Here is a 24,280-nt window from a genome sequence, read left to right on the forward strand (position 1 = left end):
GGTGACGTGCTATCGGGACGCGGCAGACGCCGGGGATGGCGCAGCGGGCATCGACGCCCCTGGCGTCGCCGCCTGCGTCTGCCCCACACGCGAATCCCACCACGTCGACACGAGCCAGCCTTCAGCGGTGTAGTACTTCGGCAACTTGTCCGGGAAGTGCAGATACTGCTTGTAGGCCATGCGGTGCGTCGAAGAGAACCAGTGCGGCACGATGTAGTAGCCATGCATCAGCACGCGGTCGAGCGCGCGCGCCGCGGCCACGAGGTCGTCGTAGGTATGCGCACGCACGAGATCGCCCAGGAGCGCATCGACGGCCGGATCCTTCAGACCGATGGCGTTATCGGAGCCTTCCACGTCGGCCGAGTGGCTACCAAAGCGGTCGAGCAATTCGGTGCCGGGAATCTGCGAGTCGGGATAGCGCAGCGAAATCATGTCGAAGTCGAACGCCTCCAGACGCTTCTGATACAACGCGAAGTCGCTCGTGCGAAAGTTCAGCGTAATACCCAGCTTGGCGAGGTTGCGTGCGTAAGCCGACGCGACCGGCCCCATCGCACCGCCATCATCGAGAAACTCGAAGACGAACGGTTCGCCTTTCGCGTTACGCAGTGCGCCGTCGCGATAGGTCCAGCCGGCCTGCGCCAGCAGCTCGCGCGCCTGGCGCAGGTTCTCACGCAGACTGGCGGGCGGGGTCGTCGTCGGCTGCACGACCATCGGCCCGAACACGGCCGGATCGAGCGATTTGCGCAGCGGTTCGAGCAGCTTGCGTTCCGCCTCGCTCGGCAGGCCGCGCGCGGCGAGATCGCTGTTGGTGAAATAGCTGTCGATGCGCTGATACTGGTTGTAGAACAGCTGACGGTTAAGCCACTGATAATCGAGCGCAAGATCCAGCGCCCGGCGCACGCGCACATCGCGAAATTTGTCGCGTCGCAGGTTCAGGATGAAGCCCTGCATGCCCGCCGTGTTGTGATGCGCGAACTCGCGCTTGATCAGTTCGCCATCGCGAAAGCGCTTCCCCACATAGCTGCGCACCCAGCTTCTGGCGCGGTATTCGGTGATGGCGTCGAACTCGCCCGCCTTGAAGCCTTCGAGCCGCACGATGTCGTCGGAGTACAGCTTGTAGACGATGCGCTCGAAGTTATAGGTGCCGCGTCGCACGGGCAGCGCGTTGCCCCAGTACGTCGGGTTGCGCCGGAAGGTGATGCGCCTTCCGCCGTCATACGACTCGATGAGATACGGACCACTGGCGATGGGCGTCTCGAACGTCAGCGCATCGAAGGCCTTGCGCTTGCCATCCGCGCCGGCCCCCCACTTGGGCGAAAACACCGGCACCGTTGCCACGAGCAGCGGCAGGTCGGGACTCACGCGACGGAAGTCGAAGCGCACACGACGCGCGTCGAGCACGCTCACACCTTTCACGTCCGCGAACATCACCTTGAAGCCCGGCGAGGCCTGCGGGCTCATCAGCGTATCGAACGAATACTTGACGTCTTGCGCCGTCACCGCGTCGCCGTTGTTGAAGCGTGCGGCCGGATTGAGGTGAAACGTGACCGACGCGCCATCGGGAGCCACCGCGATGTCGTCGGCGAGCAGGCCGTAGACGGTGGCAGGTTCGTCGGCGCTGCCAATGCCGAGCGTCTCGAACATGAGGCCTAGCACGCCCGGGGCCGACGTGCCGCGCAGCGTGAATGGATTGAACTTGTCGAAGCTGGTGCGGCGATCGGGGTTGGCCAGCGTCAGCGTGCCGCCACGAGGCGCATCGGGATTGACGTAGTCGAAGTGTGTGAACCCTTGCGGATACTTCGGTTCGCCGTATTGGGCGATGGCGTACTTCGCCTGCGCCGACGGCGCCAGCAACAGGGCGACGGCGAGCGCCGGAACGAGGGCGGGAACGACGCTCAGCACGCGGACCAGAGAAGTCACCAAGCGGTTGAGCGAGCCGCGTGCCGTGTATGAGTGCCGTGAAGTGGGCGCTTTCATGCGTCTCCTGTGTTGGTCGGCCAGCGCCAGCCTGCCGGGGCCCGGACGCATCCAGCCCCCTCCCCTTCGCCCCGCCACCGTGTTTGGCGACGTGGCATAACGGCGCGTAACATCTCGTCATGGCGCATCCCTGTGCCGTCACGCACAATTCCCGCACGAGGCTTGGCGACATGGCCGGACCGCGCGACAATTGTACCCAAAAGCCCGGCGGTTACCGCACTGAAAGACACAATCTCGCCGGCCCGGTTCCCCTGTTTCCGCCCTGGAGGCCGACGTTGAGTGCTACACGATCGCCCGCGCAGAACCCCAACCGTACCCTGCCTCGCTGGCTCGCCCGATTTTTCTTTCAATGCGTGGAAGCGGCGCAACGTCGTATTGCGCGTGGGTCATTGGTCGGCGACCGACCCATTTTCGACAACGCGCAGTTCCCGTGGGTCGAAGCCCTCGAAGCGCAGGCGCCGGCCATCGCCGCGGAGCTCGACGCCGTCCTCGCCACGCCCGGGCGTTTGCCGGCGTTTCACGAAATCTCGCCCGACGTCGCCACCATCACGCAGGATCATCAGTGGCAGACCTTCGTGTTTCTTGGCTACGGCATGCGCGCCGAGCGCAATCTCGCGCGCTGCCCGGCCACCGCGGCCGCCCTCGACGGCATTCCCGGGTTGCGCACCGCGTTCTTCTCGATCCTCGCGCCGGGCAAGCAGATCCCGCTGCATCGCGGTCCTTACAACGGGGTGCTGCGCCTGCACCTTGCACTGAAGGTGCCGCGCGAGCGGGAGCACTGCTGGATCGAAGTCGACGCTCAGCGTTATGTCTGGCAAGCGAACCGCGCCGTGATCTTCGACGACGCCTATCCCCATCAGGTGCACAACGATACGCCCGAGACACGCGTGGTGCTGTTCGTCGACTTCGAGCGCCCATGCAAAGTCCCGGTATCGTGGCTCAACAAGTTGCTGCTGGCCTTCGCGCCGCTCACGCCGGAGTTGCAGCAGGCGAAGGCAAATCACGAACAGTGGGAGCGCGATTATTACGCGGCGCCCGCGCCGGCCGCAGACAATGTCACGGGCAAGCCGGTGCCCAATGCCCCGGCTGCCAACCCGGCAACGCCCCCTGAGAAAGCGGACTCGCCGACCACGCAGACCGTGGCCGACGACCGCGCACACGGCTGACGCGACGCATAAAAAAACGCCAGCGACGTTTTCGCTGGCGTTTCATTGGGGCGGTCGGACTTACGAAGGCCGGCCGGGCTGCGCGAGCGCGTCCTGCGCGGGCGGAGGGACAAAGTTCGCCGCAAGCACCGCGACCAGCGCCGCTGCCATCATCGCACCGATGCCGAGCGCGGCATCGCCGAAGTGAAGGTACGCCACCTTCATCGTCTCGATCACGGCCACGGCCACAACGATGGTGATCATGCTGAGCATGCCGGCCACCGTCGCGCGATTGGGACTCTCGACAGCGAACAACGACTGGCGATACACGACGCCGTAACACAGGCCCATGCCGAACGCATGCAAAGACGTGCCAACCAGCAGGGCCGGATAGCCCGGCGCGAGAATCACTGTGCCGATGAGCGACACCGCCGCGCCAATCAGCATCGCCGCCACGCCCATCGCGAGCAATCGGCCATTCGACCAGCGCCCGACCTGACGCGCAAGCAACACATTGCCGAGAATCAGCGCCGCGAAGACCGGCACCTGCAGCAACGCGTATTGCATCTGCGACAAACCGGCGCGCTCGATCAGGAACACCGGGCCGAGGGCGATCCATGTCAGCAGCGGCGTGATGGCAAGCCCCGTGAGCACGGCACCGCGCCAGAACCGCGCGCTCGAGAGCGGCAGCTTGTAGCCCGTCCAGAGCTGCTTCGCGTTCAGCGCCGTGCGGTCATGGCGCGACAGTTCCGGCATGGTGCGATACAGCCCCACGAACGAAAACACGGCCACGATGGCGATGAGCCAGAAGATACTGCGCCATGGCCAGTACGACACCACGGCCGCGCCCGCGAGCGGACCGAACAACGGCGAGAGCAGCGAGACGTTCGCCATGAGCGCCATTACACGCACCGCCGTCTTCTCGTCGAACGCTTCGTGCACGGTCGGATAGCCCACCGTCAGCACGAAGCAGCACCCCATGCCCTGGAGGAAGCGCAGTGCAATGAACTGCGGCATCGTCTGCACGTAGTGCGTGGCCAGACAGGCGACGATGAACATCACGAGACCGCCGAGCAGCACGCGACGGCGTCCGAAGCGATCTGCGAGCGGTCCGAGCAGCCATTGCAGGCTGGCGTTGCCGAGCATGGCCGCAGTCAGCGCCAGCGTGGTCATGTCCGCCGACGCCCCGAATTCGCGCGTGACCATCGGCATGCCGGGCATGATCATGTCATTCGAGATGTAGACGGCAAACTCGAAGAGCACGAGCGAGAACGGAAACCAGAATCGGGAAACAGACATGGCGGGGTGAGACACCTAATGAAGGCTCCTTTGTGCAGCCATCGCGCATGGCGAAGGCCCACGTAAAAAGACAACACCCCCGGTACCTGCGAGGCACCGGGGGTGTCTATTGCATCGATGATGCCGCTTGGTGACGGCTTTGGATCGCTCAGACGTCCAGAAGTTCGACCTCGAAGACCAGCGTGGCGTTGGGCGGAATCACGCCGCCGGCGCCGCGTGCGCCATAGCCCAGTTCGGGCGGAATGACCAGCTTGCGCTTGCCGCCGACCTTCATGCCGGCAACCCCCTCATCCCAACCGCGAATGACCATGCCACCGCCGAGCACGAAGGCGAACGGGTCGTTGCGGTCCTTGCTGGAATCGAATTTCTTGCCGTCGGTCAGCCAGCCCGTGTAGTGCACGGTGACGGTCTTGCCCGGCGTGGCTTCGGCGCCATCGCCCACTTGCAGCTCGTCGTATTGCAGGCCGGAATCGGTAGTGATGATCGACATCGTTGTCCTCGCTCGAAACAGAAAGAGTATCGACGCGCGAGGTATCGCCAACGCGCGAACTCGGGAAAGAAAAAACCCCCGGCGCTCCGCGAAGCGCCGGGGGTGTTCCGCCAAGGCGACTTGGCGGAGACGGAGGGATTCGAACCCTCGATCCAGGTTTTGGCCCAGATGCTCCCTTAGCAGGGGAGTGCCTTCGACCTCTCGGCCACGTCTCCCAAACTTGCCGTCACATCAGGGAGGTGATGTAACGAAGGCGTGATATTACCTACTGTTCGCGATGTCGTCAAACATTATGCGCATCGAAAACCAACAAAATTTGCGCATGTGTCATGCCTTCGACACGCTTGGGGAACATTCCCCGCACTGCCGCGCGAAAATCGCGCGTCGCGCCGCATGCCTCTTGCGCGCATGCGGCACACCCGGTGTCGTCAACGACGCTCAGGCCTGGTCGAGTTCGAACGCCTTGTGCAGCGCGCGCACGGCCAGTTCCATGTACTTCTCGTCGATCAGCACGGAGATCTTGATTTCGGACGTCGAGATCAGCTGAATGTTGATGCCCTCTTCCGACAGCGTGCGGAACGCCTTGCTGGCGATACCGACGTGCGAGCGCATGCCCACGCCCACGATCGACACCTTCGAGACTTTCGGGTCGCCCACGACTTCGGCGGCACCGATGTGGCCCTGCACATCCTTTTGCAGCAGCGTCATGGCGCGCTGGTAGTCGCCGCGCGGCACGGTGAACGTGAAGTCGGTCTTCCCCTCGATGCTCAGGTTCTGGATGATCATGTCGACATCGATGTTCGCGTCGGCGATCGGACCGAGGATCTGGTAGGCGATGCCCGGACGATCCGGCACGCCGCGCACAGTGATCTTGGCCTCGTCGCGCTGGAATGCGATACCCGAGATGATGGCCTTTTCCATTTGTTCGTCTTCCTCAAAAGTAATCAGCGTGCCCGAGCGCGCTTCTTCGTCGAGCGCGATCATCGGGTCGGTCAAGCTCGAGAGCACGCGCGTCTTGACCTGGTACTTGCCGGCAAATTCCACCGAGCGGATCTGCAGCACCTTCGAGCCGAGACTGGCCATTTCCAGCATCTCTTCGAAAGTGACCTTGTCGAGGCGGCGCGCGTCGTCGACCACGCGCGGGTCGGTCGTGTACACGCCATCGACGTCGGTGTAGATCAGGCACTCATCGGCCTTCAGCGCAGCGGCCACCGCCACCGCCGACGTGTCCGAGCCACCACGACCCAGCGTGGTCACGTTGCCGTTCGGATCGATTCCCTGGAAACCCGTGATGACGACCACGCGCCCGGCATTGAGATCGGCCATCACGCGCGTGTCGTCGATCTCCGAAATACGGGCTTTGGTGAAAGCGCTGTCGGTCTTGATCGGTACTTGCCAGCCGGCATAGCTCACGGCATCGACGCCCGCTTCCTTGAGCGCCATCGCCAGCAGGGCAACGCTCACTTGCTCGCCCGTGGCGGCAATGGCGTCGAGTTCGCGCGGATCGGGATGGGCCGAAATCTCCTTGGCCAACCCCAACAGACGATTGGTCTCGCCAGACATGGCCGACGGCACCACCACCATCTTGTAACCGGCCTTGTGCCACTTGGCCACGCGCTTGGCGACATTCTTGATGCGCTCCACCGAGCCCATCGACGTGCCGCCGTATTTGTGTACGATCAGAGCCATAACATTGCTAACACATTGATTTGAAACCGTTTATGAATCACGCACGGAGACCCGCCGAAGGGTATCGGTAGCGTTTCGATTCGCGGAACTTTTGATTATCGCACGAATGTATCGCGCCTGAGCCAGTCTGGCGCAGATTGCACTGCCCAGGACGCAACGCGCCGCATTCGACAGCACATTGTGCCGTTTTCGGTCGCTTACGCTTCGTCGCGCCACATCATCCGCCAGCGCGCACCGCGGAACTCACCGGTTTGTGCCGCCCCGTCGATCCCCAAGCGGGGCACGAACACGATGTCGTTTCCCTGCCAGACGATCGGCACATGACGCAACCACGCCGCGACGCCGCGGCTTTGATACCAGTGCTTCAGCGAACGCGAATGACCCTGCGCGTGTTCGCGCCATCGCTCTCCACCCGCGCGCGCCCTCGCCACGAGCGGCCGTGCGCGTAGCACGCGCTCGTCGATGGATGCCTCGCCCCCCTCGCCCTCGGCGACCGGCACGAACACAATGCTTCCCTGCCATTGCGGCAACGACCATTCGCGCTCACCCGACCATCGCAATACGACATCGGAGGCCCCTTCGTCCTGCTGGGCCGCGTCGTACACCGCGGTCCATTGCAAGGCGTCGCGATACAGACGCAAGACCGCGCCGCCATGCGGCAATTCGAGCGATGCGTCGTCGTGCGCGTCGCGAATCTGTCGCACCCATTCGTCCAGCCGCGCTTCGGGTGGCATCGCCAATCCGCGACGCGACGCCCAATACCGCAGAAGGTTCGCCAGTCGTGGCGTGTCCAGCGCTTGCAATCGACTGCGCTGCAAACACTCGTCGCCAGATGCCTGGATCACGCGGGCCATGTCGAAATCCGTCTGCGCGAGCTGGTCGAGCAGCGATTGCGCTTGCGCGGCATGACGCGCAAACCGCGCCAACGTTTCCCGATACGCCGGCACGTGGGCCGCGATTGCGGGCATGACATCGTGACGCAGTGCGTTGCGCAAGTAGTGGCGATCGTCGTTCGATGGATCGTCGACCCATGACAGCGAGCGCGCCTTTGCATACATCAGCAACGTCTCGCGCGAGACGTCGAGCAACGGCCGCAGCAGCCGTGCACGACTCGGCTCGCCGGCCGCGACCGGCAACACGCCCTCCACGCCCATTGCCGCCACGCCGGGCAGCCCCGCACCGCGCAGCATCTGCATCAGCACGGTCTCGGCCTGATCATTCGCGTGGTGAGCGCTCAACAGCCAGCCCACGCCATGTGCGTCGCAGCACGCCGCCAGCGCTTGATAGCGCGCCGCACGCGCCGCGCCCTCGATGCCCTGCCGGGCGTCGCGCCGCACGCTCACCCGTTGCGCCTCGAACCCAAAACCGCGCAGACGCGCCTCGCGCTCGCACGCGGCGAGCCACGCGTCGGCGTGCGCGGACAGTCCGTGATGGATGTGGATGGCCAGTGGCGGTGCGATCGCCTCGCCCGCGTCTCGACGCGCCTGAACCCAATGCGCCAGCGCATCGAGCAGCACCATCGAGTCGAGTCCGCCGCTCAGCGCGACGGCCAGAGGCGGGGTGCCGTGGGAGGGGGGGACTGACGCGAGGTGCGGCGTCACTTGCGGCGTCACTTGCGGCGTCACTTGCGGCGTCGCGTGCATCGCCAGGGCGAGGCGCAGCGCGACGTCCACATGGACCACTGCCGCGTCGCTTCGGGCAGAAGCGCACGCGGCAGCGGAAGCATCGTGACGAGGCATGGCATCCGGCGTCATCGCCACCACGGGCGACGACGCCGTGGCAGGCGCGTTACTTCGCGACCGCTTCCTTGTACTTGCCATAGCTCATCAGGCGCTCGAAGCGGCGCTCGAGCAGTTCCTTGTGGCTGTTGCCCTGGAACTGGCGCAGCGAGTCGGCCAACGCACGCTTGAGCATGCCGGCCATACCGAGCGGGTCGCGATGCGCGCCGCCCAGCGGTTCGTTGACGATCTTGTCGATCAGGCCCAGCGCCTTGAGGCGGTGCGCCGTCAGACCCAGCGCCTCGGCCGCCTCGGGCGCCTTGGCCGCGCTCTTCCACAGGATCGACGCGCAACCTTCCGGCGAAATCACCGAATACGTCGAGAACTGCAGCATCATGACCGTGTCGGCAACCGCCACGGCGAGGGCGCCGCCCGAGCCGCCCTCACCGATGATCGTGGTGATGATCGGCGTCTTGAGTTCGGCCATGACGAACAGGTTGTGACCGATGGCTTCGGACTGGCCACGCTCTTCGGCGTCGATGCCCGGGTAGGCGCCCGGCGTGTCGACGAACGTGAAGATCGGCAGACCGAATTTCTCGGCGAGCTTCATCAGGCGCATGGCCTTGCGATAGCCCTCGGGACGCGGCATGCCGAAGTTGCGCAGTGCACGCTCCTTCGTATCGCGCCCTTTCTGATGACCGATCACCATGCAGGCCTGGCCGTTGAAACGCGCCATGCCCCCCACGATGGCCAGATCGTCCGCGAACGAGCGATCGCCATGCAGTTCATGGAAATCGGTAAAGATGTCGCGAACGTAGTCGAGCGTGTAGGGGCGCTGCGGATGACGCGAAATTTGCGAAACCTGCCACGGCGACAGGTTCGTATAGATGTCCTTGGTGAGCTGCTGGCTCTTCTTCGAGAGGCGCTCGATCTCTTCGGAAATGTCGACGGCTGAATCGTCTTGCACGAAGCGCAGCTCTTCAATCTTCGCTTCGAGTTCGGCGATGGGCTGTTCAAAATCCAAAAAGGTGTTCTTCATCAGGCTTCCCCCGGAAATGCGGCAGCGTATTGTACCGCCGGCAACGTCTACCCGGTCGAGATAGACAACTTTCATTGCCACTCAATCCACAATAGACGTCAATAATGACTGGATACGATGGGATGGACGCGGATTATACGTCTTTGACTGAACGTTCAGTATTCGACGGGCACCGGTTCGAGGCTTCTCCACATATACCAGGTGGCGACGGAGCGCCACGGCTCCCAATTGGCGGCCACGTCACGCGCTTCGCTGCGCGTGACGGGCTCCCCGCTGAAATAATTGACGCTGATGGCGTTGATCAGCCCGACATCGTCGAGCGGCAGGACGTCGGGGCGCAGCAGGTTGAACATCAGGAACATTTCGGCGGTCCAGCGACCGATGCCGCGAATGCCGGTCAACTCCGCAATGACCGCCTCGTCGTCCATGCTGGCCCAGGCGTCGACGTGTAGCGCCCCCGATTTGAAGTGCGTTGCCAGGTCGAGAATGTACTCGGCCTTGCGGCGCGACAGCCCGCAACCGGCGAGCGCATCGTGCCCTACCTTGATGAACTGCGCTGGCGTGAGCTTCGGACAGGCGGCCTGCACGCGATCCCACACGGCCTGCGCGGCCTTGACCGAGATCTGCTGACCGACGATCGAGCGCGCCAGCGTAACGAACGGCTCGCCGCGCCCGGTCAGATGGGCCGGCCCAAATTGAGGGATCAACTTCTTGAGAATACGGTCGCGCTTCATGAGATCGGCGCAGGCCTGATCCCAGTAGAGCGGACGCGTCGCCCCGGCCGCGACCGGCAGCGGCACCACGCCTGTCACGACCTGCTCGACGATATCGTGGTCGATGCGCTCGATCTCGGGCGTCACGATACGCGTCTCGCCATCGCGCTTGGCGATGACCCGGCGCGCGTCGTCGGGCGTCGACGGCGCGGCCTTCACCGGCGCCTTGCGCGCGACCTTCGTTCCCGCCTTCGGTGCGGCCTTTTTTGCGACCTTGTCGGTGACCGGCTTTGCAGCCTTTTCCGCGCTTTTTTGTACGCGCTTTTCTACGCCCTTCTCTGCGACTTTTCTCGCGACCTTTTGCGCAACCTTCTTTGCGGCTTTTTGCGCCGGCGGCGGCGCGGCCTTGCGGGCGGCGCCGGCCTGCGTTGCCTTCGCCGCCGCGTTACCCGTCGCGGTCTTGCGACCCGACTTGACGTTCGTCGTCGCGCGCTTGCCGGCCACCTTGGCCGGCGCGCGGCGTTCGCCATCGTCGGTCGGCGCGACCGATCGGGTGGCCTTCACGGCCCCCTTCGCGCCCTTCGCTGCGGCAGTTTTAGTCGCCACCTTAGCGGCCACGGAGTTACGAGTCACCATGAAATTTGCCTCGATGCGTCGCGCTCAGGCACGACGCCATTCGGTGGCGCCTCCGGGACGGTCTTCCAGCACGATACCTTCGGCCAGCAGTTCGGCGCGAATACGATCGGCCTCGGCGAAATTGCGTTCGCGCTTGGCTTGCGCACGGGCTTCAATGCGCGCCTCGACCCACGTACGCAAGGCGTCGTCGTCGCCCGCCGAGTCGCTCCCCGCCGCCCCTTGCAGGAACGATTGCGGATCGCGCCCAAGCAGGCCAAGCGTAGCGGCGAGCCCCTGCAACTGACGCACGAGCACCGGATCGCGCTGCTTGTTGATTTCTCCGGCGAGGTCGAACAGCACGGCGATCGCCACGGCCGTATTGAAGTCGTCGTTCATCGCCGCGGCGAAACGCTGCGCGAACGGCTCGTTCCAATCGAGTGGCGCGCCGTCGCCCGTCGCATCCTTGAGCGCCGTGTACAGTCGCGTCAGACCGCCGCGCGCGTCGTCGAGATGCGCATCGCTGTAGTTGAGCGGGCTGCGGTATTGCGCTCGCAAAATGAAAAAGCGCACGACTTCCGCGTCGAACTTCGCAAGCACTTCGCGAATCGTGAAGAAGTTGCCAAGCGACTTGGACATCTTCTCGTTGTCCACACGCACGAAACCGTTGTGCATCCAGTAGTTCACGAACGTTTCGCCCGTCGCGCCTTCGCTCTGGGCGATTTCGTTCTCGTGGTGCGGGAACTGCAGATCCGCCCCGCCGCCGTGAAGATCGAAGTGATTGCCGAGCAACTGGCAGCTCATCGCCGAGCACTCGATGTGCCAGCCCGGACGGCCGGCGCCCCACGGCGAGGCCCATTTCGACTCGTCGGGCTCGGTCTCCTTGGCGCGCTTCCACAGCACGAAATCGAGCGGATCCTGCTTCGCGGCATTGGCGGCAACCCGCTCGCCGGAGCGCAGATCCTCGATGGACTTGCCCGAGAGTTGCCCGTAGCTGGCGAACTTGCGCACGGCGTAGTTCACGTCGCCGTCGTCGGCTTGATACGCGTAACCGTTGCGTTGCAGCGTGCCGATCATGTCGACCATCTGCGGGATGAAGTCGGTGGCGCGCGGCTCGTGATCTGGGCGCTGGACACCGAGCGCGTCGGCATCTTCATGCATCGCGGCAATGAAACGCGTCGTCAGTTCGCGCATCGTTTCACCATTCTCGACGGCGCGCTTGATGATCTTGTCGTCGATATCGGTAATGTTGCGCACGTAGGTCACGCGGTACCCGAGCGTTCGCAGCCAACGTTGCACGATATCGAACACCACCATCACGCGCGCATGGCCGATATGACAGTAGTCGTACACCGTCATCCCGCAGACATACATGCGGACTTCGCCGGGAACGAGAGGTACGAACGGCTGTTTGTCTCGCGCGAGCGAGTTGTAGACACGCAGTGAATCCATAGATAAGCGCTTGACCGGGCGGCACCAGCGCCGGACGCTGCGACGATGGCTCCGGCGCCGTCACACATGGCGTGACGGGGGCGACATCGCGAGGCGGGCTGCGCGCCGTGCGGTAGAAAAAACAAACCTGCGAACCGCATTCGCCGCCATAACGAGAAATGGCGCGGGCCGGGCGCAGGTGTTTTGTTAGAATGCGGCCGAGTATAGCATCTCTTGCGCACCTCTCAGGTATCCCAAGCACCCACTATGACGCAACGAAGCCGGTCACTTTTGTCCCCCGCAACGCGCCTGCTCCATGCACGCCGCCCGCTCGCCGCTGCCGCTCGCAGCGCCCGCGCGCTGGCGCTTGCCGGCGTTACCCTCGGCCTCGCGGGCACGTTGTTCTCGCTACCCGCCGGGGCACAGGCCATCACCGATCCGCCGCCGCCCGCGCCGCTGCAAACACCGCAGCAGGCCAGCGAGTCGGCCATCGACAAACTGGTCGCCGCCGGCAAGTTCAACGACGCGCTCGCGAAGGCCGACGAACACCTCAAGCAATATCCGCGCGACGCGCAGGTGCGCTTCACACGCGGGCGCGTGCTCATGGAAATGGGCCGCAACGCCGAGGCCATCGACGCCTTCACCGCGCTCACGCAAGACTTCCCGGAACTGCCCGAGCCGTTCAACAACCTCGCGGCGCTCTACGCGCAGGTCGGTGAGTACGACAAGGCACGCGCCGCCCTCGAGAGCGCGATTCGCAATAACCCGAGTTTCGCCGTGGCATACGCGAATCTCGGCGACATCTACGCCAAGCTCGCGCAGCAGGCGTATCAGAAATCGCTCAAGCTAGCGCCGACCGCGCGCGTGTCGAACCGCGAAAAAATCCTGTCCAACATGCTCGCCCCGCAGCGCGCCGCCCCCGTGAGCCAGACCCCGTCAGCGCCCAAGACCGGCGACGACGCCGCGCTCAAGAACGTCGGCAAGTCGGGCAACTGAACCCCGCCCCCGTCTTGCCAAGAATCGATTCCTCATTGCCTACGGAGACATGCATGAATTTTCCGAATCGCCTGCGTCGAGCGCTGCTCGGCGGCGCACTCGCTGCGGCCGTCCTGTCGGGGACGACCCTGAGCGCGTTCGCGCAGGACGTCCAGCCGCAAGTGCAGTTCAAAACGTCGGCCGGCAACTTCGTCGTCGAACTCAACCCGAAGGCCGCCCCGAAAACGGTCGAGAACTTCCTTCAGTACGTCAACAGCGGTTTCTATAACGGCACGATCTTCCATCGCGTGATTGGCAACTTCATGATTCAGGGCGGCGGTTTCACGCCGGAGATGAATGAAAAGCCCACGCGCGCGCCGATCCCCATCGAATCGCAGAACGGCCTGAAGAACGTGACCGGCACCATCGCGATGGCCCGAACGTCGAATCCGAACTCCGCGACCGCGCAATTCTTCATCAATGTGAAGGATAATGCGTCACTGGACTACCCCAACCCGGACGGCTACGGCTACGCGGTCTTCGGCAAGGTGGTATCCGGCATGGATACCGTCGAGAAAATCAAGGGCGTTGCCACGACCCGCAAGGGCATGTACCAAGACGTGCCGGCCACGCCCGTCGTGATCGAATCGGTCAGCGTCGTCAAGCGCTGACATTGTCCGGCCCAACGGGACCCTTTCATCTGAAGGAAAGCATCATGGTTGAACTGCACACGAATCACGGCGTCATTCGCATCGAACTGGACGCCGACAAGGCACCGAAGTCGGTCGAGAACTTCCTGAACTACGTCAAGAACGGCTTCTACGACAACACGGTGTTCCACCGCGTGATCAATGGCTTCATGATCCAGGGCGGCGGCTTCGAGCCGGGCATGAAGCAAAAGCCCACCGAGGCGCCGATCGAGAACGAAGCCAACAATGGCCTGAAGAACGTCAAGTACACGCTGGCCATGGCCCGCACGAACGATCCGCATTCGGCCACGGCGCAGTTCTTCATCAACGTCAGCGATAACGACTTCCTGAACCACAGCGCACCGACGCCGCAAGGCTGGGGCTACGCCGTGTTTGGCAAGGTCGTCGAAGGCCAGGACATCGTCGACCAGATCAAGGGCGTGAAGACCGGCTCGAAGGGCTTCCACCAGGACGTGCCGGTGGACGACGTCGTCATCGAGAAGGCCGTGATCGTCGCGTAAGCGCGCCCACCGCCAACGCAGACCCTCGATGTCAGCATCGACGGCGCGGTGCTCGCCGTGCCCCGTGACACCACGGGGCGACGGGCCCGCGCTTTTCATTTCCGATCTTCACCTCTCGCCGGCGCTGCCGCGCACGGTGCAAGTCTTCGAGGACTTCCTGCGCGGGCCCGCGCGTGAAGCGTCCGTCCTGTTCATTCTCGGCGATCTGTTCGAATACTGGATCGGCGACGACATGCTCGACACCGCCACGCCGACCGACCCCCGCGCCGAAGCCTCCACGCCCCACCCCGAACCCCTCGGCGCATTCGCACGTCGCATGACGGCCGCCATGGCGGAACTGTCCGCGAGCGGCGTGCCGATCGCCGTGATGCGCGGCAATCGGGACTTCCTCCTCGGCAAGCGCTTTGCGCGCGCGGCCGGCGCGATCCTGCTCGACGATCCGTGTGTCTTCTCGTTTCTCGGGCAGGCGCTGGTGCTCAGTCACGGCGATCAGTTGTGCACCGACGACGTGGGCTATCAGCGTTTTCGCCGCGTCGCCCATTCGCCGCTCGGCAAGGCGTTTTTCCTGACGCTGCCGCTGCGCTTGCGCATGGCCATCGCGAATCGCATCCGGCGGCGAAGTGCCGCCAAGGGCGCCCATCGCATGGCCTATGCCGATGCAAGCGCCCAGGCCATCGCCGCTCTGCTCGACGCCGCCGGTGAGCGCACCCTCGTGCATGGGCACACGCATCGTCCGGCACGCCATGCCGACGCTCGACGCGTGCGCTGGGTATTGCCCGACTGGGAGTTCGATGTGGCGACGCCGCGTGGCGGCTATCTGCAATGGGACAGCCACGGCTTACGGGCGATCGATCTTGCGGGCTCCGCGCCGGACAACACATAGGGCGTCGTCCCGTCAAAGCAAGGCGGTCGGTGTGGATGACGGGCCTTCTTTGCAAGCACAAGCTCAAACGCAAGCCCAGGCGCGACGTCGCGCCATGGCGCGTTACATGTCCTGGATTTCCTTGCCCAGCTTGCGCAGTTCTGCGGTATCGATCTTGCTCGCGCCAAGCGCTTCGAGATGCGCGCCAAGCTGATTGAGCGCGGCCACCATCACATCGATCTTGTGTGCCTGATCGGTCGCGTTCTCGATCAGCCCGTGAATGGCGAGCGAGACGGGATCATCGGCATTCGGCGTAATGCCGTAAGCGGAGAATTCCGGCTTGCGCGCGTTGTCGTTCGGCTTGGCTTGCGCGTCCTCGCGAGGCGCGTCGGGACGAATGATGCGCGCGGGATTGCCCACCGCCGTGCCGCCGGCGGGCACCGCCTTCACCACCACCGCGTTCGAGCCGATCTTCGCGCCCTCACCCACCGTAAAGCCGCCGAGTATCTTGGCGCCCGCGCCAACGATCACCCCGGGCGCCAGCGTCGGGTGGCGCTTCGCGCCGCGCGCAAGCGACGTGCCCCCGAGGGTGACGCCCTGGTAAATCGTGCAGTCGTCGCCAATGACGGCCGTCTCGCCGATCACCACGCCCATGCCGTGGTCGATGAAGACACGGCGGCCAAGTGTCGCGCCCGGATGGATTTCGATGCCGGTGAGAAAGCGCGCGTATTGCGACACGTAGCGGCCAAGCCATTTGAAGCCGGACGTCCAGCATCCGTGGGCAACGCGATGCAGCATCACGGCATGCAGACCCGGGTAGCACGTGAAGACTTCCCAGTTGCTGCGTGCAGCCGGGTCTTTCTGTCGAATGGCGGCGATATCTTCGCGAAGGCGGGTGAACATGAGTCTGGATTCGATCCTGTGGTGCGCGTCCGGCCGCTCTGTCGCGGATCGTCGCGGCGTTACCTGGGGGCCATGCCGGTCGTGACGGTTGGGCACAGCGGATACAGTTGGCGCTTCAAGCGCGGTGAGCGGTGGCGCGTTAGCGCCGGAGCTTGCGCTCCAGAATATGCTTCGCGATGCCGCGCAGGATGTTGACCTCCTCACGCTCCAGATGGCTCTTCGCGAAAAGTCTGCGCAGGCGCGTCATGAGCTTTTTCGGATTCTCGGGGTCAAGAAAATCGAGTTCGACGAGCGCGCGCTCCAGATGCACGAGCATGCCTTCGACGTCATCGCGTGTCGCCAGCGACGCATGCGCGGTGGCATCGAGTTCCGAGGGCCACACGGCCACCGTCGCGGCATGCGATCCCTCGCCGCGCTCGCGCGCCAGACAGCCCATGCGCACTTCGTAAGCGATGAGTTGCACCGCCTGCGAGAGATTGAGCGAGCTGTACACCGGGTTGGCGGGGATATGGACAAGCGCATTGCAGCGCTCGACATCGTCATTGGACAAACCCGTGCGCTCGCTACCAAACACGAACGCCACCGCCTCGCCCTGCCCCGCATGCTGCACTGCGATTGCGGCGCTCTCGCGCGGCTCGGCATTGGGCGGCCCGTATTCACGCGAACGCGCCGACAAGGCGACGGCCCAGCTCACGCCCTGCAAGGCCGAATCGAGATCGGGTACGACCCACGCATTCGCCAGCACGTCGTCGGCGCCGCTCGCGAGCGCCACGGCTTCCGGATCGCGCAGCACGTCGGCCCCCGCGCGCGGTGCGGCCAGGACCAACCGGCCAAACCCCATCGTCTTGATTGCACGGGCGGCCGACCCGACGTTGCCGGGATGGCTCGTCTCGTTGAGCACGAAACGCACTTGATCGAACAACGACGACGCGGGATGGTCAACAACAGACTGTGACATGAGGCAGCGATGAGGAGTGGAAACAGAGGCATGCGGAAACACGACGCGCCGTCACCGGGATCGGGAACGGTCCCCGCTTGTCGTTCAGATCGGACGGCCGCTCAACGGCGAACATCGCTATTTTGCCCTGAATCGCGTGCGCTGCGGGCGTCCATGACGGCCCGATCGCCGGACCGCGCCGGCACTGGCACGAAACCTTGGAACCCTTAAAAGGGTCAGAAGCAGGCCCGAAACCCGAAGACGCCACAGCGCACGCGCCGCGTTTTTGCTAAAATACGCGTTTTCGTCCTTGCAAACGAGCCGCCACCCGGTGCGCGGCGCTTGCAGGGCATCGCTCTTGCTCAATTTGTTCGCTTTGTCTGCCATGCCTGACGGCCGGCCCAGAGGGGGTCGCGCGTACCGTCGGCAATGGCCTTAACAGGAATCTGTCATGCAGCATCCCATGCTCAATATCGCGGTGAAGGCCGCGCGCCGCGCCGGCAACATCATCAGCCGCGCCTCTCTCGACATCGACACTGTCAAGGTCACCAAGAAGCAGCACAACGACTTCGTGACGGAAGTGGACAAAGCGGCTGAGCAAGCGATCATCGAAACCCTTCTGCAGGCCTATCCGGACCACGCCATCCTCGCCGAAGAATCGGGTGAGGAACATGGCAAGTCGGGTTCCGAATACCAGTGGATCATCGATCCGCTCGACGGCACCACCAACTTCATTCACGGCCTGCAATACTATTGCACGTCGGTCGCACTCGCCCACAAGGGTATCGTCTCGCAAGCCGTGATCTACGATCCGACCCGCAACGAACTGTTTACCGCATCGCGTGGCCGTGGCGCCTTTCTCGACGGCAAGCGCATTCGCGTGTCGCGCCGCGATCGTCTGGCCGATGGCCTGATCGGCACCGGCTTCCCGTTCCGCGACCTGCAAGGCGTTGAGAACTATCTGAAGATGTTCGGCACGATGACCGAGCACTGCGCGGGCATCCGCCGTCCGGGCGCGGCGGCACTCGATCTGGCCAACGTCGCGGCCGGCCGCATGGACGGCTTCTTCGAGCAGGGCCTGAACGCGTGGGACATGGCCGCCGGCAGCCTGCTGATTACCGAAGCCGGCGGTCTGGTCGGCAACTACACCGGCGAATCGGACTTCCTGTTCGAAGGTGAAGTGCTGGCGGGCAACCCGAAGATCTACGCGCAAATGGTCAAGCTGCTCGAAGGCTATTCGCGTGCGAAGCGCCCGGCATCGCCGGCCAGGGCCAGCGCCGCGAGCGCTGTTGTCTCGGAAGGCAACCTGCCGTCGTAAGGCCTGTGCAGGGACGCCGGATGTGATGGCGTCCCTCGTAAAAAACCCCGGCGATGCTCGCGCATCCCGGGGTTTTGTGTTTCCGGCGCCGCCGCTCGGCCCGGAAAGATCTCACGCGTGGTGCCTCAGGCGCCCAGACGCGCCAGTACCGCATCGCGGCCGAGCAGTTCGAGCACGGCGTCGATGGCCGGCGTGTGCGTCGTACCGACCACGAGCAGACGCACCGGCATCGCGAGCTGCGGCATCTTCATGCCGTGCTGGGCGAGCGTGGCCTTGAACGCCGGCGAGATGGCCGCCTTCGTCCACTCTGGCAGCGCCGCCAGCGCCGCGCCGAGATCCTTGACCGCCGCGCGCGCGGTATCCGTCATGTGCTGGGCCAGATCGTCGTCCGACGGCGCGGGCTTGCGGTAGAACATTTCGGCGCTCGCCGCGATGTCCTTGATCGTGTTCGCCCGGTCCTTGAACAGCCCGACCACACCTGCGAGCGACGGACCGCCTTCGATCGACACGCCCGCCTTCTGCAGGAACGGCTCGGTCAGCCCGGCCAGGCGCTCGTTATCCGCCTGCTTGAGGTACTGGTTGTTCATCCACAGCAGTTTTTCGGGATTGTGCTGTGCGGGCGACTTGCCCAGATGATCGAGATCGAACCACGTCACGAACTGCTCGCGCGAGAACACTTCGGCGTCACCATGCGCCCAGCCCAGACGGGCCAGGTAGTTCACCACCGCCTCGGGCAGAAAGCCCTCGTCCCGATACTGGACCACGCTCATGGCGCCGTTGCGCTTGGACATCTTTTCGCCCTGGTCGTTGAGCACCGTGGGCAGGTGGGCGTAAATCGGCGGCTGCTTGCCGAGCGCCTCGAAGATGTTGATCTGACGCGGCGTGTTGTTCACGTGGTCGTCGCCACGAATCACGTGCGTGATGTCCATGTCGATGTCATCGACAACAACACAGAAGTTGTAGGTCGGCGTGCCGTCCGGACGCGCGATCACAAGGTCGTCGAGCTCGTCATTCGAGATTTCGATGCGGCCCTTGACGGCGTCTTCCCACACCACGCTGCCGGCGAGCGGGTTCTTGAAGCGCAGCACCGGCTGCACGCCGGCCGGCGGCTCGGGCAGCACCTTGCCCGGCTCCGGACGCCAGCGACCGTCGTAACGCGGCTTTTCGCCGCGCTCGCGCTGCTGCTCGCGCAGTTCGTCGAGGGCTTCCATGCTCATGTAGCACGGATAGACGTGACCGGCGGCCTTAAGTTGCTCAAGCACTTCGCGATAGCGGTCCATGCGCTGCATCTGGTAGAACGGACCTTCGTCGTAATCGAGGCCGAGCCATTCCATGCCTTCGAGAATGACCTGCACGGCTTCCGGGGTCGAACGCTCGAGATCGGTGTCTTCGATGCGCAACACGAACGCGCCGTGATTGTGACGCGCGAAGGCCCACGGATAGAGAGCGGAACGGATGTTGCCCAGATGGATGAAACCGGTCGGGCTAGGCGCAAAGCGGGTGCGGACAGTGGTCATGATTTGGCGTGGATGCATCGCGTCGGCGACAAACAAAAACGCCCGCGGCGGAGGGTCTCGCGCAGGCGGGTCGCCAACATTCGGAAGCTGGCATTATATCAGCCACGTGCGCGCACTCACCGAGAACGTGAGGTCATCCCCCCTTGTGCGCCGTATTTCGTCGATCGGTGATAACGTCGAATAATTCGCCGTTCGCTCACGGTCGTATTCTCCTCCTGCCATGTCCAACCCGATCCTCGCGCTCCGCGAATACTGTCCGACCGATCGCACCGACACCCACGACTTTCATCAGGTCGTGATCGGACTGTCGGGGCGCATGTCGATGTCGCTGGACGGCGACGCAAGGCAATACGGGCGTGTAGGCGCGCGCAACGGCGTGGTGATTCCAGCCGGCGTGCGGCATGAGTACCGGGGCGACGGTCCCAACCGACAAGTCGTGCTGGATGTGCCGTCGCGTCTGGTGGCGACGACCGGCTCGCAGCGCGCGTTTGCGCACGAGGCTTTTTTCACGCTCGACGCCAACCTGCTGGCAATGGCTCGGCGCGTGAGCGCGCGCATGGACGGCGAGCGTCCCCTGAGCGCGGACGACCCTGTCGTGCGCGCTTGGCTGGGCGCCCTCACGGCGCGGCTGGCGTCGTCTCGCCCCGCACAGCGCTCCGTTCGGCTGGACCTGGCGCGCATCGACGCCCGACTGCGCACTGCGCTGGCAACGCCACCGGGTACGGGAACGCTCGCACGGGAAGCCGGCATGAGCGTGCGCCGTTTTCATGATGCCTTTGTCGCGATCACCGGCGAGACGCCTCACCAGCATCTGATGCGCCTGCGGCTCGCGCGCGCCGCCACATTGCTGAGCACGGGCGACGCAACGCTCGCCGACATCGCCCTGGAAGTCGGCTTCAACGACCAAAGCGCCTTGTCCCACGCGTTTCGCCAGCACTACGGCCAGCCCCCCGCCGCGTGGCGGCGCGAGCGTCTCGCCCGCGGCCCTTCAGGCTAAGTCGATCGGTCGGGTGCAGGCGCATTGGTCGGAATGCGCTGAATATCGAATAGAATTCGCCCAAAAATATTCGCATCCACGACACCAATCTCCCAATTTCTGGTCGAATTGCGGCGCTGACCGGTGCCAGGCGCCACGCCGCATGCCAACCGGAACTGGCCCGGCGCCGGTCAAGCGGCCATCGACAGGCACGCAACGACGTGCGCGACGCATTGGGAGACACGCACCTTGAAACCACTTCTCTACCGCCTGCTCATCGGACTGGGCGGCCTGGCCCTGTTCTGGGCGTTCGGCATGCTCAGCGCCAAAGAGTACGGCAAGAGCGCGGCACTCATGGCAACCGCCCTACCCGGGCTCACGGGCTTGTGCCTGATGCTGCGCACGCGCCCGGCATGGCTGAGCGCGACAACGCTGGGCATCGTTGCCGTCTTCTTTCTCGACGCAGCAACCAAAGGGTTCCTGCGCGACTATTTCGGTCTGCGCCCGAACCATCTGCTGGTCCTGCAAGCGGTGTTCAACACGAACCCTTCGGAAGCCGGCGAGTTCTTCCGCCACCACTGGCGCGATCTCGCCGAGGCGAGCGGTGTCTTCGCCGTGCTGATGTCGGTGGTCGTCATGCTGGAGCGCCGCCTGTCGCGGGCGGAGGCCGCGAACGCTCCGCCGCCAATGCGACGCCGCAGCCAAATCGCCGTAACCAGCCTGCTCCTGGGCTTTCTCGCGCTGCATCTGAATCCGACGATGGCCAAGGAAAACCCGCTGCTCTACTGGCCGATCCGCTATCTCGACTACCAGCGACAACTCGCGCATGCCGACACGCTTCAACGCGAACTCGACCGCAACATGGCGCAGCGCAGCGACTGGCGCGTGCAGTATCGGGGGCCCGCGCGCAAGACCGTGGTGTGGGTGATCGGCGAGAGCCTGAACCGCAACAACATGTCGCTCTACGGCTACGCGCGCAACACCACGCCGATGCTCGACACATTGCGGCGCGAACTCACCGTCTTCCGTGACGTGGTGTCGTCCGAGCCCGCGACCATGGCCTCGCTCATCAAAATGCTTACACCCGCAAGCCTCGCCGATCCCGACGCCTGGACGCATCAGCCCGATCTCGTCATGCTCGCCAAGGAAGCGGGATATCGCACCTACTGGATCTCGAATCAGGCGCCCAACGACGGCTGGCTGGGACTCGTGGCCAATCGCGCCGACGAGCGGGTCTTCATCAACAAGGGCTTGGGGCGCGGCGAGAACAATTACGATGGCAACCTGTTGCCGGAGGTCGAAGCCGCACTCGCGAGCGACGCCCCCCGCAAGCTTATCGTCGTGCATCTGCTCGGCGCGCACCCGACCTACGACATGCGTTACCCGGAGGCCTTTGCACGATTCGACAACACGGACGATGCCATCGCGCGCCAACTCGCGACGCAAGGTCGCTCGCTCTGGGTGCGTCGCCTGCGCAACGAATATGACAACGCCATCGCCTACAACGATTACGTGGTCGCCAGTCTGATCCGCAAGACCATGGCGGCCACGGCGACGTCCGACGCCAGCCTGCTGTTCAGCTCAGACCACGCCCAGGAGGTTGGTCACACGCGCAATCACACAGGGCAGTCTGTCGCCGATGCCTCCGGCTACGAGATCCCGATGCTCGTCTGGACGCGAGACAGGATCGATGCGAAGCGACGCGCAACGCTGGAATCCCGGCCCTATCAAACCGACCAGCTCGACCACACCATGCTCGGCCTGCTCGACATCGACACGACTTACTACAATGCATCGCACGACGTGATGAGCGACGCGTTTGCCCCGGCAGCGCGCAGCATCAACGCACGCCCGTATCGAGCATCCATGGATATGGCGTCGGCCGACGGGGCAACAAAAAAGCCGATGCGATAGCTCGCATCGGCTTGCTACCCGACCGTTATCTGCTGACTTGTCGCAGATAACCCGGGCCAGCCCGCGTCAGGCCTCCAGCCGCGACACGAACTTCGGCTGCAGGTACGCTTCGAGCGCTTCCGGGCCGCCTTCCGAACCGTAGCCGCTGTCCTTCACACCGCCGAACGGCACTTCCGGCAGGGCCAGCCCCGAATGGTTGATCGTCAGCATACCGGTCTCGACGCGCGCCGACAGGCGATGCGCCGTGCCCTGCGACGTCGTGTACGCATATGCGGCCAGGCCGTACGGCAGACGGTTCGCCTCGGCAATGGCTTCCTCTTCCGTATCGAACGGATTGACGATCGCGACCGGGCCGAACGGCTCTTCGTGCATGATTTTCGCGCTCAACGGCACGTTGCACAGCACCGTCGGCGCGTAGAAGTGACCGCCTTCAGCCGCACGCTTACCGCCGGTTTTGAGCTGAGCGCCTTGGGCCACCGCATCGTCGACGATCGCGCTGATCGCCTCGAAACGCTTGCCATTGACCAGCGGCCCCATCGTCGTTTCCGGATCCAGCCCGTTACCCACGCGCACCGCTTCGGCGGCCTTCACGAAGGCGTCGACGAACTGATCGTAGACGCCGCGCTGTACGAGGAAGCGCGTCGGCGCGATACACACCTGACCGGCGTTGCGGAACTTGCCGGCGGCAAGATTGCGCACGGCGGCGGCGATATCGGCATCGTTGAAAATCAGCACCGGCGCATGCCCGCCGAGTTCCATCGTCACACGCTTCATGTGCAGACCGGCCATCGCCGCCAGTTGCTTACCCACCGGCGTGGAACCCGTGAACGACACTTTGCGGATCGTCGGATGCGGGATCAAATACGACGAAATTTCGGCCGGCACGCCATACACGAGGTTCAGTACACCGTCGGGCAGTCCGGCGTCGGCGAAGGCGCGAATCAGCCCGGCCGGCGAGGCGGGCGTTTCTTCCGGTGCCTTGACGATCACCGAGCAACCCGCGGCCAGCGCGGCCGAGACCTTGCGCACCACCTGATTGACCGGGAAATTCCACGGCGTGAATGCCGCCACCGGACCGACCGGCGTCGGGATCACCATCTGGTAGACATTCGGCACACGGGCCGGCACCAGACGGCCGTAGGCGCGCTTGCCCTCTTCCGCGAAGAAGTCGATGATGTCGGCCGCCGAGAGCAGTTCGCCCTTGGCTTCGCCGATCGGCTTGCCCTGCTCCATCGTCATCTGACGTGCGATGTCGCCGACGCGCTCGCGCAGCAGACCGGCGGCCTTGCGCATGAGCTTGGCGCGCTCGAACGGTGCGATTTCGCGCCACTTGGCAAAGCCCGCTTCGGCCGCCGCGAGGGCAGCGTCAAGATCCGGCTGGGTCGCGCGGGCGACGGTTCCGATGGTTTCGCCAGTGGCCGGGTTTTCGATCGGCAGCGTGAGGCCTTCCGCGCCTGCCTTCCACTGCCCGTTAATAAAAAGTTCTACGTTGTGCGACATGCTGAAGTCTCCGGTTGGCAACACGCCCAACAGCATAACGCAGGCGGCGAATTCC

Annotated in this window: 20 protein-coding genes and 1 tRNA gene; 8 read left to right on the forward strand and 13 right to left on the reverse strand. The window is 64.4% G+C overall.

Going from position 1 to position 24,280, the window contains the following annotated elements; genetic code table 11:
* Positions 1 to 9: 9 nt before the first annotated feature.
* The gene (locus PCE31107_RS11235) at positions 10 to 1,977 is read right to left on the reverse strand and encodes an extracellular solute-binding protein (protein ID WP_150608522.1); all 1,968 of its coding nucleotides are present in this window, start codon (positions 1,975 to 1,977) and stop codon (positions 10 to 12) included.
* Between the two features lie 275 nt (positions 1,978 to 2,252).
* On the opposite strand from PCE31107_RS11235, the gene PCE31107_RS11240 reads away from it, so the two are divergent.
* Positions 2,253 to 3,143, forward strand: coding sequence for an aspartyl/asparaginyl beta-hydroxylase domain-containing protein (locus tag PCE31107_RS11240; RefSeq protein ID WP_246181804.1), 891 nt, complete (start codon positions 2,253 to 2,255; stop codon positions 3,141 to 3,143).
* Between the two features lie 60 nt (positions 3,144 to 3,203).
* Here the strand turns inward: PCE31107_RS11240 and PCE31107_RS11245 are convergent, their stop codons facing one another.
* From PCE31107_RS11245 to cysS, 8 genes are all read right to left on the reverse strand, one after another.
* The gene (locus PCE31107_RS11245) at positions 3,204 to 4,421 is read right to left on the reverse strand and encodes an MFS transporter (RefSeq protein ID WP_130025637.1); all 1,218 of its coding nucleotides are present in this window, start codon (positions 4,419 to 4,421) and stop codon (positions 3,204 to 3,206) included.
* Positions 4,422 to 4,569: 148 nt separating this feature from the next.
* On the reverse strand, positions 4,570 to 4,911 hold the full coding sequence (locus tag PCE31107_RS11250) for an FKBP-type peptidyl-prolyl cis-trans isomerase (RefSeq protein WP_130025636.1): 342 nt from the start codon (positions 4,909 to 4,911) through the stop codon (positions 4,570 to 4,572).
* Between the two features lie 121 nt (positions 4,912 to 5,032).
* A tRNA-Ser gene (locus PCE31107_RS11255) sits at positions 5,033 to 5,126 on the reverse strand.
* 223 nt (positions 5,127 to 5,349) lie between these two features.
* On the reverse strand, positions 5,350 to 6,600 hold the full coding sequence (locus PCE31107_RS11260) for an aspartate kinase (RefSeq protein WP_130025635.1): 1,251 nt from the start codon (positions 6,598 to 6,600) through the stop codon (positions 5,350 to 5,352).
* Between the two features lie 197 nt (positions 6,601 to 6,797).
* Complete coding sequence (gene tilS, locus PCE31107_RS11265; RefSeq protein WP_150608524.1) at positions 6,798 to 8,420, reverse strand: tRNA lysidine(34) synthetase TilS; 1,623 nt, start codon at positions 8,418 to 8,420, stop codon at positions 6,798 to 6,800.
* Positions 8,389 to 9,357: an acetyl-CoA carboxylase carboxyltransferase subunit alpha gene (locus PCE31107_RS11270; protein WP_130025633.1), complete on the reverse strand. Its 969-nt coding sequence runs from the start codon at positions 9,355 to 9,357 to the stop codon at positions 8,389 to 8,391. Before PCE31107_RS11270 ends, tilS begins: the two co-directional genes overlap by 32 nt.
* A gap of 155 nt (positions 9,358 to 9,512) precedes the next feature.
* Positions 9,513 to 10,574, reverse strand: a complete 1,062-nt coding sequence (locus PCE31107_RS11275; RefSeq protein WP_370363952.1) for a DNA-3-methyladenine glycosylase family protein — start codon at positions 10,572 to 10,574, stop codon at positions 9,513 to 9,515.
* Between the two features lie 156 nt (positions 10,575 to 10,730).
* On the reverse strand, positions 10,731 to 12,134 hold the full coding sequence (gene cysS / locus PCE31107_RS11280) for a cysteine--tRNA ligase (RefSeq protein ID WP_150608526.1): 1,404 nt from the start codon (positions 12,132 to 12,134) through the stop codon (positions 10,731 to 10,733).
* Positions 12,135 to 12,404: 270 nt separating this feature from the next.
* Between cysS and PCE31107_RS11285 the strand changes: the two genes are divergently transcribed.
* The 4 genes from PCE31107_RS11285 (at position 12,405) to PCE31107_RS11300 (ending at position 15,181) form a co-directional block, all read left to right on the forward strand.
* Complete coding sequence (locus tag PCE31107_RS11285) at positions 12,405 to 13,109, forward strand: tetratricopeptide repeat protein (protein ID WP_240756234.1); 705 nt, start codon at positions 12,405 to 12,407, stop codon at positions 13,107 to 13,109.
* A 71-nt stretch (positions 13,110 to 13,180) separates the two neighbouring features.
* Positions 13,181 to 13,759, forward strand: a complete 579-nt coding sequence (locus PCE31107_RS11290) for a peptidylprolyl isomerase (RefSeq protein ID WP_425494727.1) — start codon at positions 13,181 to 13,183, stop codon at positions 13,757 to 13,759.
* A gap of 44 nt (positions 13,760 to 13,803) precedes the next feature.
* On the forward strand, positions 13,804 to 14,298 hold the full coding sequence (locus tag PCE31107_RS11295; protein ID WP_017234700.1) for a peptidylprolyl isomerase: 495 nt from the start codon (positions 13,804 to 13,806) through the stop codon (positions 14,296 to 14,298).
* A gap of 28 nt (positions 14,299 to 14,326) precedes the next feature.
* On the forward strand, positions 14,327 to 15,181 hold the full coding sequence (locus PCE31107_RS11300) for a UDP-2,3-diacylglucosamine diphosphatase (RefSeq protein WP_246181805.1): 855 nt from the start codon (positions 14,327 to 14,329) through the stop codon (positions 15,179 to 15,181).
* A 102-nt stretch (positions 15,182 to 15,283) separates the two neighbouring features.
* Here the strand turns inward: PCE31107_RS11300 and cysE are convergent, their stop codons facing one another.
* Positions 15,284 to 16,063, reverse strand: a complete 780-nt coding sequence (gene cysE, locus PCE31107_RS11305; protein ID WP_150608530.1) for a serine O-acetyltransferase — start codon at positions 16,061 to 16,063, stop codon at positions 15,284 to 15,286.
* A gap of 139 nt (positions 16,064 to 16,202) precedes the next feature.
* Complete coding sequence (locus PCE31107_RS11310; protein WP_174966638.1) at positions 16,203 to 17,021, reverse strand: RNA methyltransferase; 819 nt, start codon at positions 17,019 to 17,021, stop codon at positions 16,203 to 16,205.
* A gap of 430 nt (positions 17,022 to 17,451) precedes the next feature.
* Here PCE31107_RS11310 and PCE31107_RS11315 point away from each other — a divergent pair, with 430 nt between their 5' ends.
* The gene (locus tag PCE31107_RS11315; protein WP_130025627.1) at positions 17,452 to 18,318 is read left to right on the forward strand and encodes an inositol monophosphatase family protein; all 867 of its coding nucleotides are present in this window, start codon (positions 17,452 to 17,454) and stop codon (positions 18,316 to 18,318) included.
* Between the two features lie 125 nt (positions 18,319 to 18,443).
* Here PCE31107_RS11315 and gltX read toward each other — a convergent pair whose 3' ends face one another.
* On the reverse strand, positions 18,444 to 19,838 hold the full coding sequence (gene gltX, locus PCE31107_RS11320; RefSeq protein ID WP_130027792.1) for a glutamate--tRNA ligase: 1,395 nt from the start codon (positions 19,836 to 19,838) through the stop codon (positions 18,444 to 18,446).
* Between the two features lie 217 nt (positions 19,839 to 20,055).
* Between gltX and PCE31107_RS11325 the strand changes: the two genes are divergently transcribed.
* On the forward strand, positions 20,056 to 20,832 hold the full coding sequence (locus PCE31107_RS11325; protein WP_150608532.1) for an AraC family transcriptional regulator: 777 nt from the start codon (positions 20,056 to 20,058) through the stop codon (positions 20,830 to 20,832).
* 228 nt (positions 20,833 to 21,060) lie between these two features.
* The gene (locus PCE31107_RS11330; protein ID WP_150608534.1) at positions 21,061 to 22,725 is read left to right on the forward strand and encodes a phosphoethanolamine transferase; all 1,665 of its coding nucleotides are present in this window, start codon (positions 21,061 to 21,063) and stop codon (positions 22,723 to 22,725) included.
* A 66-nt stretch (positions 22,726 to 22,791) separates the two neighbouring features.
* Here the strand turns inward: PCE31107_RS11330 and PCE31107_RS11335 are convergent, their stop codons facing one another.
* Positions 22,792 to 24,225 carry an NAD-dependent succinate-semialdehyde dehydrogenase gene (locus PCE31107_RS11335; protein ID WP_150608536.1) on the reverse strand — a complete coding sequence of 478 codons (1,434 nt, stop codon included), beginning with the start codon at positions 24,223 to 24,225 and terminating at the stop codon, positions 22,792 to 22,794.
* Positions 24,226 to 24,280: the final 55 nt, after the last annotated feature.

Origin of the sequence: Pandoraea cepalis, assembly GCF_902459625.1 — a bacterium.
GTDB classification, from domain to species: domain Bacteria; phylum Pseudomonadota; class Gammaproteobacteria; order Burkholderiales; family Burkholderiaceae; genus Pandoraea; species Pandoraea cepalis.

What these genes read in the sequence shown, in the direction of transcription:
- PCE31107_RS11310 (WP_174966638.1), bottom strand. Translation starts at nt 17,021, where the DNA reads ATGTCACAGTCTGTTGTTGACCATCCCGCGTCGTCGTTGTTCGATCAA.
- tilS (WP_150608524.1), bottom strand. Translation starts at nt 8,420, where the DNA reads ATGGCAAGTACAAGGAAGCGGTCGCGAAGTAACGCGCCTGCCACGGCG.
- PCE31107_RS11250 (WP_130025636.1), bottom strand. Translation starts at nt 4,911, where the DNA reads ATGTCGATCATCACTACCGATTCCGGCCTGCAATACGACGAGCTGCAA.
- PCE31107_RS11260 (WP_130025635.1), bottom strand. Translation starts at nt 6,600, where the DNA reads ATGGCTCTGATCGTACACAAATACGGCGGCACGTCGATGGGCTCGGTG.
- PCE31107_RS11270 (WP_130025633.1), bottom strand. Translation starts at nt 9,357, where the DNA reads ATGAAGAACACCTTTTTGGATTTTGAACAGCCCATCGCCGAACTCGAA.
- PCE31107_RS11295 (WP_017234700.1), top strand. Translation starts at nt 13,804, where the DNA reads ATGGTTGAACTGCACACGAATCACGGCGTCATTCGCATCGAACTGGAC.
- cysE (WP_150608530.1), bottom strand. Translation starts at nt 16,063, where the DNA reads ATGTTCACCCGCCTTCGCGAAGATATCGCCGCCATTCGACAGAAAGAC.
- cysS (WP_150608526.1), bottom strand. Translation starts at nt 12,134, where the DNA reads ATGGATTCACTGCGTGTCTACAACTCGCTCGCGCGAGACAAACAGCCG.
- PCE31107_RS11245 (WP_130025637.1), bottom strand. Translation starts at nt 4,421, where the DNA reads ATGTCTGTTTCCCGATTCTGGTTTCCGTTCTCGCTCGTGCTCTTCGAG.
- PCE31107_RS11335 (WP_150608536.1), bottom strand. Translation starts at nt 24,225, where the DNA reads ATGTCGCACAACGTAGAACTTTTTATTAACGGGCAGTGGAAGGCAGGC.
- PCE31107_RS11315 (WP_130025627.1), top strand. Translation starts at nt 17,452, where the DNA reads ATGCAGCATCCCATGCTCAATATCGCGGTGAAGGCCGCGCGCCGCGCC.
- PCE31107_RS11325 (WP_150608532.1), top strand. Translation starts at nt 20,056, where the DNA reads ATGTCCAACCCGATCCTCGCGCTCCGCGAATACTGTCCGACCGATCGC.
- PCE31107_RS11300 (WP_246181805.1), top strand. Translation starts at nt 14,327, where the DNA reads ATGTCAGCATCGACGGCGCGGTGCTCGCCGTGCCCCGTGACACCACGG.
- PCE31107_RS11235 (WP_150608522.1), bottom strand. Translation starts at nt 1,977, where the DNA reads ATGAAAGCGCCCACTTCACGGCACTCATACACGGCACGCGGCTCGCTC.